The organism is Uniformispora flossi, from assembly GCF_049534875.1.
Classification (GTDB): Bacteria; Actinomycetota; Actinomycetes; order Streptomycetales; family Streptomycetaceae; genus Yinghuangia; species Yinghuangia aomiensis.
The window spans coordinates 1-17,364 of sequence record NZ_JBMULZ010000019.1 but is presented as its reverse complement, the minus strand read 5'-3'; the positions used below and the strand labels follow the sequence as shown (position 1 = coordinate 17,364).

Here is a 17,364-nt window from a genome sequence, read left to right as displayed (position 1 = left end):
ACCTCGCCCCGTCCGGAGCCCGTCCCCTGGGAGCCCGCGTGAAGTCACCCGCCCGACGGCCGCGCCCGCGCCGCCTGCGCGCCGCCATCGCCGCGCTCGCCGCCGCGCTGCTCTTCGCCGCCCCGGTCGGCACCGCGCACGCCGCGGCCGGCCCCGCGGCGCCCGGCAGCCGCGAGGACCTGCTGACCGCGCTCGGCATCGGCGACGTCGGCGTCGACTACCTCGTCCTCGTCGACCAGTCCCTCTCCATGGGCGACGCCGGCTACGACACCGCCGTCCGCACCGAAGTGAAGAAGCTCATCGACGGCATGCGGTCCGTCGACCGGGTCGGCTTCATCAGCTTCGCCGTCCAACCCGGCACGCAGAAGAAGTTCGTCCAGGCCGCCGAAGCGAAATCACTCCTCGACGGCCTCTCCGTCGACGACCCGGGCGGCACCAACCTCGGCCTCGCCCTGGCCTCCGCCGCCGACCTCATCGACAAGACGCCGCTGGACAATCCGCCGCGACCGGTCGGCGTCGTCCTGCTGTCCGACGCCAGGGAAGACGTCCCCGCCGGACAGCCGTACGCCAAGATCGACCCGAGCACGCCCGAATGGAAGGCCCTGCGCGCGCGTTTCGACAAGATCGGCGCGCAGCGCGACATCGCCGGGTTCGGCGTCGACTTCGAACAAGGCGCCGATGTCGTCTACAAGGCCATCAGCACCGTGCTGTCGTCCATCCCCGCCGGGCACGCCAAAACCGTCCCCGAACTCTCCGGCCCGCTCCAGGAATGGGCCGGGCAGGCCCGGGCCAAGCAGGGCGCCGCGGCGGTCGACGCAGAGAAGGGCAAGGGCGTCGAAGCACGCTGGATCGTCCCCGACACCCTCGACGGCACCTTCGACGTGTCGTCGAACGTGCCGCTCGTACTGGAACTGAAGGCGACGACCGCGCGCGTCCCCGTACGGGTGTCGAACCTCGCCGTGTCGGGCGCCCAAGTCTCCGGACTGCCCGCCGACCCGGTGATCGTCGACCCGAAAGCGCCCCCGGTGCGCATCAACGTCACCATGTCCGCCGCCCGCACGCGCACCGGGCTCGGCGGCGGCACCTCGACCGTGGAAGTCCGCCCGCGGGTCACCGGCACCGTCGACTCGCCGCTGGGCCCCGCGGTCACCCAGTACCTCAACCGGCCGCTCGCGCTGGCGACCGACATCACCAACGTGCCGCCGTCACCGCCCGTGAAACTCACCGGCGAGGAAACCACCGAACGGGCCTCCTGGATGACCGCCGGAATCGTCATCGTCATCATCGCCGCCCTGATCCTCGCCGTCGGCGGCACCCTGTACGTGGTCCCGCGCAAGATGCACGGCGAACTCGACGTCTGGTCGTACGACGGCACCTACTCGATGGTCGTCGGCGTCGACGGCGAACGCTCCGTCGCCCGCACCCCGCTGTCCCGGATCCAGGACCCGGGCTGGATCTCGGTCCGCGGCGGCCAAGGCTTCGGACGCCGCGGCCGGACCCTGCGGATCCAATGCTCGCGGGGCGGCAACGTCGGCGGCATCCGGATGGCCGAGGGCGGCAAGGGCGTGGTCGCGGGGCTGGACGTGCAGCACCGGAAGTGGACGCGGCCGACGGGCGGGGGACCGGGGACGGGGTAGCGGCGCCGCTTATAGATTGTCCCGGTGATCGCCGAAGACCCGCCGCGCCCGGCCGCCGCGGCAGCCCCGCCGCCGCGCCGCCGCATCCTGCGCGACGAAGTGATCCTCGTCCTCGCGCTGTCCCTCGGCGCGTCGGCGCTGTCCTCGCTGATCTCCTTCGTCGGCTCCGTCACCCGGCCCGGCGGGCTCGCCCACCAGGCCGCCGTCCTCAACCGGTCCGCCGCGCCCGGCCGGCCGTGGCTCGACCTGGCCTGGCAGCTGTTCGGCATCGCCACCGCGCTCGTGCCGATCTTCCTCGTCGCGCACTTCATGACCCGCGACGGCGAATCCATCCGCGACCTCGGCGTCGACACCCGGCACAAGTGGCTCGACCTCGGCCGCGGCGCCGCCGTCGCCGCGGCCATCGGCGGCACCGGCCTCGGCCTCTACCTCGCCGCCCGCGGCGCCGGCGCCAACCTCACCGTGGTGCCGACGACGCTGCCCGACGTGTGGTGGCGCATCCCCGTCCTGGTGCTGTCCGCGTTCCAGAACGCGGCCGTCGAGGAGATCATCGTCCTCGGCTACCTGCTGCACCGGCTCCGGCAGTTCGGGTGGTCGTTCCCCAAGGCGGCGCTGGCGAGTTCGGTGCTGCGCGGGTCGTACCACCTGTACCAGGGCATCGGCGGGTTCTTCGGCAACCTGGCGATGGGGCTGATCTTCTGCTGGCTCTACAAGCGGTGGGGCCGCGTCATGCCGCTGCTCCTCGCGCACGCGCTGATCGACACGGTGGCGTTCGTGGGGTACGTGCTGCTGGCGGGGAAGGTGAGTTGGCTGCCTACGCCGTGAGGTGCCGGCTCCCCGGTCGTGCGGGGCCTTGACGATGCGGGTGCGGGCTCAGTCGCGGGGGTCCGGGGTGTCGATGAGGCCCGCCAGGGCGTAGGTGGGGGAGCGGTCGAGGTTGTGCCGGGCCCGGTCGTAGCGGCGGGTCGTGCGGCTGTCCGCGTGGCCGAGGAGGTCCTGGACGTCGCGCAGGGACGCGCCCGCGTCGAGCGCGAGCGTCGCGCAGGCGTGCCGCAGGTCGTGCGGGTGGAGGCTGTCCGCGAGGTGCGGCACGGCGGTGGTGGCGAGCGTGCGCAGCAGCCGCCACACGCCCTGCCGGTCGAGCGGGCGGCCGGTCACGGTCGCGACCAGCGGGCCGTCGGTGCGGCCGTCGAGGTACGTGTCGATCAGCTCGCCGGCGCGCGGCGGGACGACCATGCGCTGCCGCTTGCCGCCCTTGCGGGTGACGGTGAGTACCCGGTGCCCGCGTTCCCAGCCCAGGTCGCCGACCTCCGCATGGCACAGCTCGGACACCCGCAGCCCGCAGAACAGCAGCAGGTTCGCCACCACGGCGGCGCGCGGCGAATGCGCTTCCGCGGCGGCCAGCAGCCGCCCCGCCTCGGCCCGGGACAGGCCGGTCGACTGGACGTTCTCACCGACTTTCGGACGGCGGACGCGGGCGGCCGGGTTGCGGTCGATCAGGCCTTCGTCGACGGCGTAGGCATAGAACCCGGAGACCGCGGAGAGCCGCCGCACGACGGTGGAGGGGGCGGCGCCGGAGCGGCTGAGGTGCTCGACGTAGGCGTCCACGTGGACGCGGCGGGCGTCGAGGATCTCGATGCCGATCTCGGCGCACCAGGCTCCGTAGTCGGCGAGGTCGCGGGTGTACGCGGTGCGGGTGTTGCCGTGGTGGGAGAGCAGGAATCCGACGGCGATGCGGTTGGCGGGAGTGTCGGGGAGGTCGGCGAGCCCGGTGCGCGGGGCGGTTTGGCCGGGGAGGGCGAGGGCGGTGGACGGCTGGTCTGCCGGAGTCCCGGTTGCCGGCGTTCCGCCTGTCGATGTTTCGGCTGTCGACGTTTCGGCTGCTGAAGTTCCGGTCGCCGGAGTTCCGTCTGACGGGGTGTCAAGCACCGTTGCGGGCAGTGGATTTGCGGCGTAATCGGGGGCTGCCACGCGGTCGGACTCCTGGATTCGCTCGCCGGGACGGGAAGATGGTGCCACGCTACCGGTCGTGTGACGCCGGGTCGGCGGGTACGAGTCCGGACGGGGTGGCCGTGTCGGCTGTCCGTCCCGAACGGTTTTGGGGGTGCCATGGTCCTGGGCGGTCTTCGCCAACGGTTCCGCGTGCAGAACGATCCGGTCGACCCGGTCGCGCCGCTCGACGCCCCCGCGCAGCGCCCGCGGTTCCTCGCCCCGTTGCTGCTGGCGATCTTCTTCCTGGTGGTGGTGGTCGTCGTGGTGAAGATGGGCGGCGGCGAGGACAAGCCGGACGGCGGCAACGCGGACAACGCCGCGGCGTCCGGCTCGGCGAGCCCGTCGGCGACCTCCGACGAGGCCCCGATAGCGGCACCCGGCGCGATCGAGGGCACGGTGAAGTCGCGGGTCGCGATGGCGGTCTACCGGCAGCCGGAGATCCGCGGGCGCACGGTGCTGAGCGCCGATCACGGCACGCGGGTGATGGTTGAGTGCACCGTCCAGGGACAGACGCAGTACACCAGCGGGAAGCCGGACCCGACGTGGGCGCGGATCATCGTGCAGGGCAAGCAGGGGTATGTGCCGGTGGCGCAGGTGGATACGGGCGGCGTGGTTGCCGAGCAGGTGCCGGCCTGCACGTGAGGCCGGGCGTTGTAGTGCCGCCGGTCGGGCTTCGCCGTGTGTCGGCCCGGCTCAACTCCACCACAGGCGCTCGGCGTTGCCGCCGAGAATCGCCGCTTGGCCGGCGGCCGGGCGGCGGCGCAGGGCGTGCCGGGCGAGGGTGACCATGCCGGGGTAGTCGGGGGTGCGGGTCTGGGGGTGGTCGGAGCCCCAGAGGAGGCGGTCGTCGCCGAAGGTGCCGGCGAGGCGGTCGACCACGTCGGCGGGGTCGTGCGGCGCGTACGACGTGAAGAGGTGCGTGCTGATCTTGAGGTGCACGTTCGCGAGTTCGGCGAGGGCGAGCACCGGTCGGAGTCCGGCGTCGCCCGCCGCCGGGTCGGGGAAGCCGGCGTGGTCGAGGGCGACGGTGAGGCCGGGGCGGGCGACGATCGCGGGGGCGAACCGGCCGAGGTCGGCGGCGAACGCGGTGAGGACCAGGGTGATGCCGGCCGCCGCGGCGACGTCGAACAGGTGCGCGGTGTGGGGTGCGTCGATCCACGCGGGGGTGGGGCGTCCGGGCCCGCCGGAGACGGCGAAGAGGCGGACACCGCAGATGTGTTCGCTTTCGAGGAGCTGCGTGAGGTGCTCGGGCGCGGCCGGGTCCGCGGGGTCGACGGCGACCACGGCGCGGGTCCGGTCGGGATGCGCGGCCGCGGCGTCGAGGACGTAGCGGCAGTCGTAGCCGTAGGCGCCGACCCCTTGCACGAGCACGCACCTGTCCACGCCCGCGGCCTGCTGGACGCCGAGGACGTGCTCGGCCGTCGCGGTGCCGTCGGACCAGTAGTCGGCGCCGTCCCCGGTGCCCTGGGTGCGCGGGTACCGGGCGGTGTCGGGGGAGACGACGTGGACGTGGGTGTCGATGGTGTCGATCGAGGCGGTCACGGGCGGACGGTAACAGCGGGGGGTGGGGAGGTGAAGGGCTCGTCGGGGGGTTGGGGGGTTGGGGGGTGTTGCCGCTGTCGCGCTCGAGTGCGGCGGCTGCCGGCTCGAGTGCGGCGGCGGTGTGCTGGAGCATGGCGTGGATGGACGGCCACAGCGGCTCCCGGAGCCCCCACTGTGGCGCTCAGGTCGCTGCCGCCGGGCGTTTTCGCGGAGCCCAACGAAAGGCGGCTGCCTCGGGGGTGCCCCAGCGGCTACCTTGCCCCCATGCGCATTTACGTCGTGGACGCCTTCACCGACCGTCCTTTCACCGGCAACCCCGCCGGTGTCTGCCTCCCCGACCCCGAGCACGCCGCCGATGCCGCCTGGATGCAGTCCGTGGCGGCCGAAATGCGGCATGCGGAGACCGCGTTCCTCGTGCCGAGCGGGCGGGACGAGGCGGACTTCGATCTGCGGTGGTTCACGCCGACGACCGAGGTCGACCTGTGCGGGCACGCGACGTTGGCGAGTGCGCACGTTCTGTTCGCGTCGGAGGGCTTCGAGGGGCCGGTGGCCCGCTTTGCGACGCGCAGCGGGATTCTCTCCGCACGCCGGATGCCGGACGGGATCGGTCTGGACTTCCCGGCGATCCCGCCGCGGCAGACCGAGGCGCCGGTGGGACTGCCGGAGATCCTCGGCGCCGGTGTGGTGACGGTGGCCGCGGCGGGTGGGGACCTGCTCGTCGAGGCCGAGTCGGCGGACGTGGTGCGGAAGCTCGCGCCGGACCTGGATGCCGTCGCGCGGCTGCCCTACCGGTGTGTGGCGGTCACCGCGGCCGGCGACGAGCCCGGGATCGACTTCGTGTCGCGCGTGTTCGGGCCCGCGGTGGGTGTGCCCGAAGACCCGGTGACGGGCTCGACGCACTGTGCGCTGGGGCCGTACTGGGCGCCGCGGGTCGGCCGGACGCGGGTGGTCGGGCGGCAGGTGTCCGCGCGTGGCGGCACCGTCGTCGTCGAACTGCACGGCGAACGGGTGGCGTTGATCGGGCAGGCGGTGTCGGTGCTGAGCGGGGAACTCGGGGTGTGAGGGTCAGCTGCGCCGGTGCACCCACGTGCCGAGGCGCTTTTCGCGGCCCTTGACGGTTTCCAGCACGGGCTTCTCGCCGTCGGGGGCGAAGCCGGTGGCACGGGCGACGGCGTGGCTGGCCTCGTTGTGTTCGTCTATGCGCAGGACGAGGCGGTCGACGCCGATGGTGTCGTAGCCGAACGTGATCATGAGCCGCACCGAACGCGACGCGAGACCGCGGCCCCGGAACTGCGGGCCGATCCCGTAGCCGATTTCGGCACCGGCGGCCCGGGCTTCGTCGCGGAAGATCAGCACCTCGCCCATCGGCACGCCGTCGTCCTCGGTGATCGCCAGGCAGATCCGCCGCCCGGCGGCTTGGTCGGCGCGCGAGCGGGTCAGCCGGTCGGCGGCGGCTTGGCGGTCGAACGGCGAGACGATCGGCGTGAAGCGGTCGGCTTCGGGGTTGTCGAAGACGGCGACCATGGCGTCGAGGTCGTCTTCGGTCCACTGGCGGAGGACGAGGCCTAGGCCTTCCACGCGGACGGGCGCGGCGGGGAAAATCGGCGGGACGGCGGTCATGCCCGGAATCCTGCCACGTCGTCGGCCGTTCACCGGGGTTCCTCTTGATCCTCCACGCCATCTCCGCTCTGCTGTTGCCTCCCGATCAACCCGATCAAGGAGGCCCCATGACGACCGACTCCACGGCCGACTACATCGCCGTCACCCGCCTGCAAGCCGACTATGCCGACACCGTCTCCCGCCGCGCCTGGCCCGAGTTCCACCGGATCTTCGCCCCCGACGCCCTTGTCGTCGTCGACACCGGTGTAGGCGAGCCCCTGCGTCTGCACGGCCCCGACGGTGTGTCCGGCTTCATCTCCGGTGCCATCGAGCGCTTCGAGTTCTTCCAGTTCGTCCCCCTGAACACCGTGGTCGAGACCTCGGTCGGCGGTGACCCCGATGCCGCCGAAGGCCGCCTGTACATCTGCGAGCTGCGGCAGGATCGCGAGAGCGGCCGCTGGACGAACGCGTTCGGCGTCTACCACGACCAGTACCGCCGCGCCGACGGCCGGTGGCGCTTCGTGCACCGCCGCTACCAGTCCCTGGCCCGCACGACCGGCCGTGCCGAGGTGTTCGCGTTCCCGCATCACCTGGCGCCGGGGTCGCTCGCCGCGGCGGGGGACTGACGGCGCGTCAGCTCTTGATTCCGGCGCCTCGGCCCTCCATGATCCGTCAGATCGGAGGCATGTCGGTCGAACACGCGCGCGAACGAACATGTGCGCGATGACGGCCGGGCCGCGGCACGCACGGCAAAGGGCGATAACGATGACGGCACGACGCGAACGCGTGGGACGGTTCGAAGGCAGGCGCGTCCTGGTCACCGGCGCCTCGTCCGGCATCGGCGCGGCGACGGCGCTCGCGTTCGCCCGCGAAGGTGCGACCGTGGGCCTTGCCGCCCGTCGCGCCGACCGCCTCGCCGCGGTGCTGGAGCAGTGCCGCGCCTACACGCCGGACTCGGTCGCGCTCACCGTCGACCTCGCCCGGCTCGACGACATCGACGCGTTCGCCGCCCGTGCCGTCGAGGAACTCGGCGGCGCCGTCGACGTCCTCGTCAACAACGCCGGCATCCCCAAGCGCCGCAAGGCCGCCTCGCTGACGCCCGACGACCTGCACGAGGTCATGGCCGTCAACTTCGAGGCGCCGGTGCGCCTCACCGCCGCGCTCCTGCCCGCGATGCTGGAACGCGGCGACGGCCACATCGTCAACCTGTCCAGCATGGGCGTGCACATGTTCAGTTACGGCGTGGGCGCCTACGCGGCGTCGAAGGCCGCCGTCGAGCTGTGGACCGAGGCGCTGCACCTCGAACTCGGCGGTACCGGCGTCGCCGCGCACCTGTTCGTGCCCGGCACCACGCTCACCGAGTTCTCCACGGAACGCGAGGGCAACGACCCGCCGTTCCCCGTCGACCCCGCCACCGCGGCCACGCCCGAGCAGGTCGCCGCCGCGCTGCTGGACTGCCTCGGCACCGAGGTGTTCATCACCTACGCCACCGAGCGCGACGCGGCGACCGCCAAGGCGAAGAACACCGACCCGAACGCGTTCCTCGCCCAGCTCCGCCGCCGCTGACGCCCCGCACCTCCCCGGCACCCGCCGACCCGGCAGCCGCTGACCCGACGCCCGTCGACGCAGCACCCGCCGCCACCGACCCGTGCCGGGGAGGCGCGATACGTCCCGGCATGGAAGACTCGCCCGGTACGCGCGCACGCGGCCCCGGCGCGTCCGGCCGCGCGCGCGACCCGCTCCGCCTCGGGAGGAACCACCGGTGAGCACGCAGGAACTGCCGTACCGTCAGATCCGACAGTCGGCGAAGCTCGCCGGGGTCTGCTACGACATCCGCGGACCGGTCCTCGACGAGGCCAAGCGGATGGAGGACGAGGGCCACCGGATCCTCAAGCTGAACATCGGCAACCCGGCCCCGTTCGGTTTCGAGGCGCCCGGCGAGATCCTCCACGACATCATCCTCGGCCTGCCGTCCGCGCAGGGGTACTGCGACTCGAAGGGCCTGTTCCACGCCCGCCGCGCGGTCGTGCAGCACTACCAGGAGCGCGGCATCCACGGTGTCGACGTCGAGGACGTCTACCTCGGCAACGGCGTGTCCGAGCTGATCGTCATGGCCCTCCAGGCGCTGCTCGACGACGGGGACGAGGTCCTCGTGCCCGCCCCCGACTACCCGCTGTGGACGGCCTCCGTGTCGCTGTCCGGCGGTACTCCCGTGCACTACCTGTGCGACGAGACCGCCGACTGGTTCCCCGACCTCGACGACATCGCCGCGAAGATCACCGACCGCACCCGCGCGATCGTCGTCATCAACCCGAACAACCCGACCGGCGCGGTCTACTCGCGCGAACTCCTGCAAGGCCTGGTCGAGCTTGCGCGGAAGCACCAGCTGCTGCTCCTCGCCGACGAGATCTACGACAAGATCCTGTACGACGACGCGGAGCACATCCCCCTGGCGTCCTTGGCCCCCGACCTGCTGTGCCTGACGTTCAACGGCCTGTCCAAGGCCTACCGCGTCGCGGGCTTCCGCTCCGGCTGGCTCATGCTGTCCGGTCCGAAGACGCACGCCGCCGACTACATCGAAGGCCTCAACATCCTGGCCAACATGCGGCTGTGCGCGAACGTCCCCGCGCAGCACGCCATCGCGACGGCACTGGGCGGCCACCAGAGCATCCGCGAACTCGTCCTCCCCGGCGGGCGCCTGCGCGCACAACGCGACAAGGCCTACGAACTCCTCACAGCCATCCCCGGCATCTCCTGTGTGAAGCCACGCGGCGCGCTGTACGCCTTCCCGCGTATCGACCCGGAGGTGTGCCCGCTGGTCGACGACGAGAAGTTCGTCCTCGACCTGCTGCTGCAGGAGCGCATCCTGGTGGTGCAGGGGACGGGCTTCAACTGGCCGACGCCGGACCACTTCCGCATCGTCACGCTGCCGCATGTCGACGACCTGGACGACGCGATCACCCGCATCGGCAAGTTCCTGGGCTCCTACCGGCAGTAGCCGTCAAACGGTGGTTACGGCCCGCGCCCGCAGCCGCCGCAGCATCCGCGGGTCCTCGAACCCGACCGCCCGTGCGGCGGCCTCCACCGTGCTGCCGTGCGCGATCAGGTGCTCGGCGCGTTCCAGGCGTAGGGCCTGCTGGTAGCGGAGCGGGGTGAGGCCGCCGGTGGCGCGGGTGAACAGCCTGGTCAGGGTGCGTTCGCCGACGCCGGCGGCGCGGGCGAGGTCGGTGAGCGGCAGGGCTTCCGCGAAGCGTTCGTCGAGGAGGTTCTGCACGCGGTGCACGACGTCGTCCAGGTGCGAGCGGTGCCGCAGCATCGCGGACGTCTGGGGTTCGTGGCCGTTGCGGCGGGCGTACACGACCATGTCGCGGGCCACGCGGGCGGCGAACGCGGGCCCGTGCCGGACGGCGACCAGGTGCAGGGCGAGGTCGATGCCGCTGGCGATGCCCGCGGAGGTGACGATCCGGTCGTCGGAAGTGAACAGGACGTCGCGGACGACGGTGGTGCGCGGGCAGCGGCGTGCGAGGTCTTCCTGGACGTCGTGGTGCGTGGTGCAGCGGCGTCCGTCGAGGAGTCCGGCGCGGCCGAGGACTTCCGCTCCGGCGCAGACGCTGGCGACGGTGCCGCCGCGGGCGTGGTGGCCGCGCAGCGCCGCCAGGACCGGGTCGCCGACCGGGGTGCCGAGGACGGCGTCCACGGTGGGGGCGCGCCAGCCGGGGACGACGACGAGGTCGTCGGGCCCCAGCGGCGGCCATGCGGTGTCCGCGGTCAGCGGCAGGCCTTGGCCGCTGACCACGGTGGGCGATTCGGCGACGTAGGCGAGGTCGTACGGCTGTCCGAAGTCGGCCGCGGTGGAGAACACCTGTGCGGGCCCGGCGAGGTCCAGGAGGTGTACGCCGGGCATCAGGAAGAAGGCGACGGTCGTCACGATCCGGCCATCCTGCCGTACGCCGCGGGCGGGGTCATCCGGCGGCGGCTGCGGTGTGTTCGGTCTCCAGCTCGGCGACGGTGCGGATCTCGGCGAACCGGCCGGCGAGGGCGTATTCGGTGCGCCGGATGACGTCCGCGGCCTGCAGGGTCCGCGGGTCGGCGAGGAGGTCGGCGGGGGAGATGTCCTCGGGCAGGTCGCGGTGCGGGATGGGGTTGGTGGCGGTCGCGTCGATGGCGACGGTGACGCGGTAGCCGAGGTCGCTCGCGACGCGCGCGGTCGTCTCGACGCACTGTTCGGTGCGGATGCCGCACACCACCAGGTCGTGGACCTGCCGCAGGGTGAGGAGCTGCTGCAGGTTGGTGCTGGTGAACGCGTTGTGGCTGGTCTTGTGGATCAGCGGCTCGGTGTCGGCGCGGTCGAGTTCGTCGAGCACCCGGACGTGCCCGGACGCGGGGTCGAACGGGCTGCCGTCGCCGGGCTCGGTGTGCAGCACCCACACGACCAGGTCGCCGCGGTCGCGGGCGATGCGCACCAGGCGGCGCACCTCGTCGGCGATCTTGGGGTTGGAGATGGTCTCCCACAGCGGGGCGATCGCGCGGAAGGACTCCTGGACGTCGATGACGATCAAGGCTCGGGTCATGCGTCCAGCCTGGCCGCCGCGGCGGGCGGGCAGCCAGGCCGCATCGGGTCCCCGACCGGACCGATCCGGTCAGCGGGTACGGGCGTGCCCATGAGGTCCGCGGCGGGCGGCACCGGCGCAGACACGCCCTAGCCGCCCGCCGTCGCCGACGCTCCCGCGGGTGAGGCGGGAGCGCCGGGTTCAGAGCTTCTTGACGCGCGGCACGATCCGCTCGCCGAACAGCGCGGCCTGCTCGAGGAACTCGGCGCGGGTCGTGGCGGGCAGCGCGATGGTCACGCCGGTGACGCCCGCGGTGGCCTGCTCGGCGAGGTCCTCGACGACGGCGTCCGCGTCGATGCCGGCACCCGAGAACATGCTCAGGCCGCGCGGCATGAAGATGACGTCGATCGGGTCGGTGCGGCCGACGGACTCGGCGTACTCGCGCGCGTAGTCGAGGCGGGCCCGCAGGTCGTCCAGCGTCTCGATGCCCGGCGTCTTGAGGCTCTTCGAGGCTTTGGCGGGCGCCGGCATCGGCAGCCAGCCGTCGCCCAGGTCGACGACGCGGCGGATCGCCCGCTTGCTGTTGCCGCCCACCCACACCGGGATCCGCGGCTGCACGGGCTTCGGCAGCATCGTGTTGCCCTCGGCGGCGTAGCCGGAGCCCTGGAAGGTGACGCTCTCGCCCGTCCACGCCGCCCGCATGGCGCGCAGCGCCTCGTCGAGGTAGTCGTTGCGGTTCGCGAAGTCCGCGCCGAGCGCGGCGAACTCCGGCTCCAGGTAGCCCGCGCCCACGCCGAGGATCACGCGGCCGCCGGACATGACGTCCAGCGAGGAGATCATCTTCGCGGACAGGAACGGGTTCCGGTACGCGGGCACGAACAGGTTCGTGTGCAGCCGCAGCGTGCTGGTCGCCGCCGCCGCGAACGACAGCGTGACCATCGGGTCCACGGTGTGGTGCCCGCCGTGCGCCAGCCACTTGTCGCCCGGGAAGGGGTGGTCGGTGGTGAACACCGCGTCGAACCCGGCCGCCTCGGCGGCCTTCGCCATCGTCATGACCGCTTCGGCGCCGATCAGATCCGGCCCGGCGTCGACGAGGTGGGTGGGGAGCCCAAGGGAGAGGAACATGAAGCGAAAGCTAGCAGCTATCTGACGATCCGTCAGGAGTGGGGAGCGCCACGTATTCGGGGTGCGGGGCGGGGTCCGCCTCGTCCGCTTGCCCGGTCCGCTGCGCTTGTTCCTCCCGGTGCGCCGCGTCGTGGGCGCGTTCGGCGGCGTGCCGGGACTTGGCCGCGCGCAGGACCGCGATCACCGCACCGAGCAGCACTGCATAAGCCGCGACGCCGATTCCCAGCCAGGCCCACCACACAGCGTTTCTCCCTCGCGACTCCGCGGCGTTTCGGTCGCCGTCGCGGGCGGTCACCGGTTGACCGGACGACGATTACCCGCCGCGACCGGTCGATCCTATGGCGTATCCGGCAATGCGCCGTACTTGCCCGTTATGTACCCGGGTTCCGGCGGTCAACGCCCCTGCGGCGCGGCCGAGTTCATGCGCTTTGCGGGTCGGCGTACGGAGGCCTTGACAAGCTGGCCGATTCTTGTTGTTGCATCGCGAGCCGGTTCCGATATATCGTTGAGCCATCGCGAAGGGATCGCGATAGCACCGGCAGAGGCCGGCGCCACCACATCCACTGAAGGAGAACCACCATGTACGGCAACAAGCACCGCCCCGGACGGGGCGAACGAGAGTCCCGCCGTCCCGCCTTCGGCCCCTGGGGCCCGGATCCGCGCGGCTTCGGCGGCCCGGACTTCGGCCGCGGCGGCCCCTTCGGCCGTCCGCACGGCGGCCGGGGACGCGGCCGTGGCCGCGCCCGGCGCGGCGATGTCCGCGCCTCGATCCTGGCCCTGCTGGCCGAGCGGCCCATGCACGGCTACGAGATGATCCGCGAGATCGGCGAGCGCACGCAGGGCGTGTGGAAGCCCAGCCCCGGCTCGGTCTACCCGACGCTCCAGCTCCTCGAGGACGAGGGCGTCATCGCGGGTGAGGAGTCCGGCGGCAAGAAGCTCTTCTCGCTGACCGACACCGGCCGCGAAGAGGTCGGCCGCCAGCCCGAAGGCACCACCCCGTGGGACGAGGTCAGCGAAGGCTTCGACCACGCCGCCTTCCACGAGCTGCGCAGCGCCGTCTTCCAGGTCAACGACGCGCTCCGGCAGGTCATGGCCACCGGCAACGAAGACCAGCGCACCAAGGCGCTGGAGGTCATGGCCGACACGCGCAAGCGGCTGTACCTGATCCTCGCCGAAGCCGAGTAATGCGCGCCCCGGCCGCCGCGGCGGCGGACGCGCGGGTGCGCCGGACGTTCCCCCGAAAAGGGCGACGCCCGGCGCACCACCGGTGGCTATCCGACGGCTGCGCCGGTCACCACGGCGCCACCGCATAGTCCTTGAGGAAGCACCCGGACAGCGGCTCCGCCCCCGGGTCCTGCTCGCCGCGCACCACCGGGTCGTAGATCCGGGCCGCGCCGTCGACGATGTCCAGCGGCGTCCGGAAGCCCGCCCGGAACACCCGCTCGCGGTCCGCCAACGGTTTCTCGTCGGTGATCCAGCCGGTGTCCACGCTCGTCATGTAGACGCCCTGCCCGGCCAGGTCCGCCGCGCTCGTGCGCGTCAGCATGTTCAGCGCGGCCTTGGCCATATTGGTGTGCGGATGCCCCGGCGCCTTGTAGCGGCGGCCGAACTGGCCTTCCACCGCCGACACGTTGACGATGTACCGGCGCGGCCGCGGCGACCGCAGCATGAGCGGCAGCAGCCTGCTCACCAGCAGGAACGGCGCCGTGACGTTGACCAGTTGGACCTCCAGCAGTTCCACCGGGTCGATCTCGTGCACGCGCCGCGTCCACGAATTGACCGGCGCCGTGTCGGGCACCAGTCCGCTCGGGTCCAGCGGCAGCGCGAGCGGCATCCCGGCGAGCGACGCCCCCGCGAGGGACATCCCCGCGAGCGACGCCCCCGCAGGCGACGCCGTCGCGGCCCCGCCCGGCAGCGCGGTGACCGGCTCGAACGCCGCCGCACCGAGCGCGGCCCGCTCGGCGGCGAGCAGCGGAGCGTACGCCTCCGGCGCCCGCCGCACCGTCTGCGCCGCGTTGTTGACCAGGATGTCCAACGGGCGTCCCTCGTCGACGAGTTCGTCGCACCATGCGAGCAGTCGCCCGGGGTCGCGCAGGTCCAGTGCGGCGATCGACAGCCGGTCGCGCCACACCCGGTAGTCCGGCACCGCGGCGAACCGGCAGCGCGTGTCGTGCGGGAAACGCGACGTCACCACGACCTCGGCGCCGTCGCGCAGCAGCTTGAGGACGAGTTCGAAACCGATCTTGACCCGGCCGCCGGTGACCAGGGCCCGGCGGCCGGTCAGGTCGGTTCGAGCTTGCCGCCGCGCCCGGTTCTCGCGGGCGCAGCCCGGGCACATCGCGTGGTAGAACCCGTCGACCTCGGCATACGGCGCCTTGCACACATAGCAGCGCAGTCCTGGCACGGTGCCGATCGGTCCGGCCGGGAAGGCGTCGTCGTCGAGCGGCAGATCGTCGACCCGGTCGCGGGCGCCGGTCGCGGTCCGCGCGAAGATTCCGGCGCGGGCCTCGGCCCGGGCCTTTCGCTGCGCGTCGCGGCGGCGCTTGCGGCCGGACTTGGTGAACGCGGCGAGCGCCTGCTCGATGCGGATGCGCGCCGGGTCGTCCGGCGCCAGGCCGTCGAGCGCGGCCAGAAACGCGAGGGAGGAATCCAACGCCGCCGGGTCGGGACGGGCCGGAGCCCCGCTGCCCGACGAGTCGGAAGAGTCGGGAGAGTCGGAGGAGTCGACGGACATGGAATTCACAGCATGCGGCACCTCCAAGGGTGCCGTCGTGAGGTCGGACATTGCGGCGCTCCCCTGGATACGGGTCGATGCTGGGACGGTCGGGACCTACGGCTCGGCTGCCGCGGGACGATCCGCCGCACTACGTGCTTCCGCACCTGCGTGACGCACGGGCCTTGCCTCCCTTCGGGATTCCTACGGCCGCGCGGAGACCGCGGCGCTCCGCCACGGTAGCCGCGCGGCCACCACCCCGGCACACGGATTTCCCGCACGGTACGGTCGGGACTCGTCGTCGACCTGATCACAAGGGAGCGCGCGCATGGCCACCGACGAACAATGGGGCACCCTCGAGGAACTTGCCGTCGCCCGCGAACGCTTCGCCGCCCGCATCCCCGGCTGGCGGCCGCCCGCGCAGTGGGCGCTCGGCGTCGCGACCCGCAGCGGCGGCCCGGCCTGCACCGCGTTCCCGCACACCAACGACGGCACCGGCCCGCTCCCGGCAGTCGCCCTCGCCGTGCTCTGCGGCCACCCCGGCGGCACCGCCACCTACGAGATCGGCCCCGAACTCCTCGACGAGGCCATCGCCGCGATGACCCCCGCCCTGGCCTGCACCGACGTCCCGCACCCCAACGTCGCCGCGTGGCGCACCGTCCGCGAACGGCTGGCCGACGACGACGATGCCTACGCCGTCGCCGTCTACATCGCCGACCCCGCCGACCCGGTGGCGGACGAGCACGACGCCGCCCTGCGCCGCGCCATAAGCGCCGAGTGACCCGGGCGGGCTGCGCATGGCCAGGGGGACACCGCGGTTCAGCTGCCTCTCGTTGCTCGTCGTCGGCGTACTGGTCGTCGGACTGGTGGTCGGCGGAGTCGTCGTCACGCTCAAGTTCGAACAACGGCGCGATCTGAAACGCACCGAGCAGCTCGCCCTCGAACACGCCCGCCATTGGGCGACCGTCGTCGCCGGCCAGATCGACGCCGGGGCCTCACCGCTGGGCGACACCCTGCGCGTCGACTTCTGGGAGGAGAAGATCCGCGTCCTCACCCTGAACCGCGCCCCGGGCGGCATCACCGGCATCGTCAAAGCCGAGGAACGCCGCACGACGACCTTCGGCCACTCCACCGTCTTCCGCTGCTTCGCCTACGACATACCAGCCAGGCCGCAGCCGCCCGAACGCTTCACCGTGCGGGCGGTGCCGTGCCCGCCGGTGCTGCCGGTGAACCCCGGGACGCTGAGTTAGCCGCGCCGATTCCGTCCGTGGCTCGGGAACAGGCACGCGGTCTCCGCATGCCTAGGCCCATATCGTCCACGCCTCCGAGGAACACGGCGCTTCGGCTCCAAACTTTCTCGCCTCGGAGCGATGAGTTTCTTCCGCGGCGACCGTCTGAACCTGCGACAGCACAGACACGGCCTGAACACGCGGAGGATGACATGGCAGTCGCGACCAACAGCCAGACGGTGAAAGGTACTTCGGCGCGCTTCGATGCGGCGGCCCGACCTGCGTGGCAGGTTGCGGGCGCCGCGTCGCTCGCCGGAATCGCGGTTGCCGGGGTGTACGAGGCGATCGTGCGGGCGGCCGGGGTTTCGCTGGACATGGGCACGTCGAAGGCGGAAGCGGAGGCGATCCCCGTCGGCGGCTTCGTCGGCTTCACCGCGATGTTCGCCGCCGCGGGATTCCTCTTCGCGCTTGCCGTGGCTCGTTGGGCGACCCGCCCGGGCCGGACGTACGCCGTCGCCGCGGGGGCGGTCGCCGCGGTCTCGCTCGTCCTCCCGTTCCTGCCCGCCTACGCGGCCGCGGAGACGCGTGTGGTGTTGGCACTGGCCCACGTCGCGGTCGCTGCGGTCGTGGTCCCGCCGGTAGCCCGCCACCTGGGGCGCCGCCGCTGAGCCCGACCCGCGGCTCAGTACGGCAGCCGGGCGCCGCTGCGGGCCAGGCGCGCAGCGCTGTCGATCTCCTCGTAGAACTGCTCCTTCGGCAGTGCGCCCACGAGCTTCTTGCCGTTGATCACGAATGTCGGCGTCATCTCCGCGCCCGCGTTCTGCGCGTCGGCGGCGTCCCGGTCCACGGCGGCGGACGCCGCGGCGCCGTCCATGTCCGCGGCTAAGACGTCATCTCATTTGGTGAGTCTGCGATAGCAAATGAGGGTGCAGGCGATGGCGGTGAAGGCGAGGAAGTGTTCGGGCTTGCGTTCGTAG

The 17,364-nt window shown here is 72.4% G+C and carries 20 protein-coding genes; 11 read left to right on the top strand and 9 right to left on the bottom strand.

Annotated elements, in window-relative coordinates; translation table 11 throughout:
* Positions 1-38 precede the first annotated feature (38 nt).
* Together ACPA54_RS31370 and ACPA54_RS31365 are read left to right on the top strand one after the other, a co-directional pair.
* The gene (locus tag ACPA54_RS31370) at positions 39-1,637 is read left to right on the top strand and encodes a vWA domain-containing protein (protein WP_423534818.1); all 1,599 of its coding nucleotides are present in this window, start codon (positions 39-41) and stop codon (positions 1,635-1,637) included.
* A gap of 24 nt (positions 1,638-1,661) precedes the next feature.
* Positions 1,662-2,462, top strand: coding sequence for a CPBP family intramembrane glutamic endopeptidase (locus ACPA54_RS31365; protein ID WP_423534816.1), 801 nt, complete (start codon positions 1,662-1,664; stop codon positions 2,460-2,462).
* Between the two features lie 48 nt (positions 2,463-2,510).
* Here the strand turns inward: ACPA54_RS31365 and ACPA54_RS31360 are convergent, their stop codons facing one another.
* Positions 2,511-3,608 carry a tyrosine-type recombinase/integrase gene (locus tag ACPA54_RS31360; RefSeq protein ID WP_423534814.1) on the bottom strand — a complete coding sequence of 366 codons (1,098 nt, stop codon included), beginning with the start codon at positions 3,606-3,608 and terminating at the stop codon, positions 2,511-2,513.
* A gap of 171 nt (positions 3,609-3,779) precedes the next feature.
* On the opposite strand from ACPA54_RS31360, the gene ACPA54_RS31355 reads away from it, so the two are divergent.
* Entirely contained in the window at positions 3,780-4,271 is a 492-nt protein-coding gene (locus ACPA54_RS31355; protein WP_423534812.1) for a hypothetical protein, read from the top strand.
* Between the two features lie 51 nt (positions 4,272-4,322).
* Here the strand turns inward: ACPA54_RS31355 and ACPA54_RS31350 are convergent, their stop codons facing one another.
* Positions 4,323-5,171 carry an amidohydrolase family protein gene (locus tag ACPA54_RS31350; protein ID WP_423534811.1) on the bottom strand — a complete coding sequence of 283 codons (849 nt, stop codon included), beginning with the start codon at positions 5,169-5,171 and terminating at the stop codon, positions 4,323-4,325.
* Positions 5,172-5,435: 264 nt separating this feature from the next.
* Between ACPA54_RS31350 and ACPA54_RS31345 the strand changes: the two genes are divergently transcribed.
* Positions 5,436-6,233, top strand: coding sequence for a PhzF family phenazine biosynthesis protein (locus tag ACPA54_RS31345; protein ID WP_423534810.1), 798 nt, complete (start codon positions 5,436-5,438; stop codon positions 6,231-6,233).
* Between the two features lie 3 nt (positions 6,234-6,236).
* Here ACPA54_RS31345 and ACPA54_RS31340 read toward each other — a convergent pair whose 3' ends face one another.
* The gene (locus ACPA54_RS31340) at positions 6,237-6,791 is read right to left on the bottom strand and encodes a GNAT family N-acetyltransferase (RefSeq protein WP_423534808.1); all 555 of its coding nucleotides are present in this window, start codon (positions 6,789-6,791) and stop codon (positions 6,237-6,239) included.
* A gap of 107 nt (positions 6,792-6,898) precedes the next feature.
* Here ACPA54_RS31340 and ACPA54_RS31335 point away from each other — a divergent pair, with 107 nt between their 5' ends.
* The 3 genes from ACPA54_RS31335 (at position 6,899) to ACPA54_RS31325 (ending at position 9,768) form a co-directional block, all read left to right on the top strand.
* Entirely contained in the window at positions 6,899-7,396 is a 498-nt protein-coding gene (locus ACPA54_RS31335; RefSeq protein ID WP_423534806.1) for a nuclear transport factor 2 family protein, read from the top strand.
* A 139-nt stretch (positions 7,397-7,535) separates the two neighbouring features.
* Positions 7,536-8,336, top strand: a complete 801-nt coding sequence (locus tag ACPA54_RS31330) for an SDR family NAD(P)-dependent oxidoreductase (protein WP_423534805.1) — start codon at positions 7,536-7,538, stop codon at positions 8,334-8,336.
* A gap of 196 nt (positions 8,337-8,532) precedes the next feature.
* Complete coding sequence (locus ACPA54_RS31325; RefSeq protein ID WP_423534803.1) at positions 8,533-9,768, top strand: pyridoxal phosphate-dependent aminotransferase; 1,236 nt, start codon at positions 8,533-8,535, stop codon at positions 9,766-9,768.
* A gap of 3 nt (positions 9,769-9,771) precedes the next feature.
* Here the strand turns inward: ACPA54_RS31325 and ACPA54_RS31320 are convergent, their stop codons facing one another.
* The 4 genes from ACPA54_RS31320 to ACPA54_RS31305 form a co-directional block, all read right to left on the bottom strand.
* Entirely contained in the window at positions 9,772-10,698 is a 927-nt protein-coding gene (locus tag ACPA54_RS31320; protein WP_423534801.1) for a GlxA family transcriptional regulator, read from the bottom strand.
* 34 nt (positions 10,699-10,732) lie between these two features.
* Positions 10,733-11,341, bottom strand: coding sequence for a cysteine hydrolase family protein (locus ACPA54_RS31315; protein ID WP_423534799.1), 609 nt, complete (start codon positions 11,339-11,341; stop codon positions 10,733-10,735).
* 180 nt (positions 11,342-11,521) lie between these two features.
* Positions 11,522-12,445, bottom strand: coding sequence for an LLM class F420-dependent oxidoreductase (locus tag ACPA54_RS31310; RefSeq protein ID WP_423534797.1), 924 nt, complete (start codon positions 12,443-12,445; stop codon positions 11,522-11,524).
* Positions 12,446-12,455: 10 nt separating this feature from the next.
* Entirely contained in the window at positions 12,456-12,686 is a 231-nt protein-coding gene (locus tag ACPA54_RS31305; protein WP_423534795.1) for a hypothetical protein, read from the bottom strand.
* A 338-nt stretch (positions 12,687-13,024) separates the two neighbouring features.
* On the opposite strand from ACPA54_RS31305, the gene ACPA54_RS31300 reads away from it, so the two are divergent.
* Entirely contained in the window at positions 13,025-13,630 is a 606-nt protein-coding gene (locus ACPA54_RS31300; protein ID WP_423534793.1) for a PadR family transcriptional regulator, read from the top strand.
* Positions 13,631-13,736: 106 nt separating this feature from the next.
* Here the strand turns inward: ACPA54_RS31300 and ACPA54_RS31295 are convergent, their stop codons facing one another.
* Complete coding sequence (locus tag ACPA54_RS31295) at positions 13,737-15,179, bottom strand: SDR family NAD(P)-dependent oxidoreductase (protein ID WP_423534791.1); 1,443 nt, start codon at positions 15,177-15,179, stop codon at positions 13,737-13,739.
* 307 nt (positions 15,180-15,486) lie between these two features.
* Here ACPA54_RS31295 and ACPA54_RS31290 point away from each other — a divergent pair, with 307 nt between their 5' ends.
* The 3 genes from ACPA54_RS31290 (at position 15,487) to ACPA54_RS31280 (ending at position 17,055) form a co-directional block, all read left to right on the top strand.
* Positions 15,487-15,939 (top strand): hypothetical protein, encoded by a 453-nt coding sequence (locus ACPA54_RS31290; protein WP_423534789.1) that lies wholly within the window; start codon positions 15,487-15,489, stop codon positions 15,937-15,939.
* A 16-nt stretch (positions 15,940-15,955) separates the two neighbouring features.
* Positions 15,956-16,408: a hypothetical protein gene (locus ACPA54_RS31285; protein ID WP_423534787.1), complete on the top strand. Its 453-nt coding sequence runs from the start codon at positions 15,956-15,958 to the stop codon at positions 16,406-16,408.
* Between the two features lie 191 nt (positions 16,409-16,599).
* Positions 16,600-17,055 carry a DUF6069 family protein gene (locus tag ACPA54_RS31280; protein ID WP_423534786.1) on the top strand — a complete coding sequence of 152 codons (456 nt, stop codon included), beginning with the start codon at positions 16,600-16,602 and terminating at the stop codon, positions 17,053-17,055.
* A gap of 14 nt (positions 17,056-17,069) precedes the next feature.
* On the opposite strand, the gene ACPA54_RS31275 is transcribed toward ACPA54_RS31280, so the two are convergent.
* Complete coding sequence (locus ACPA54_RS31275; RefSeq protein WP_423534784.1) at positions 17,070-17,261, bottom strand: DsbA family protein; 192 nt, start codon at positions 17,259-17,261, stop codon at positions 17,070-17,072.
* Positions 17,262-17,364 lie beyond the last annotated feature (103 nt).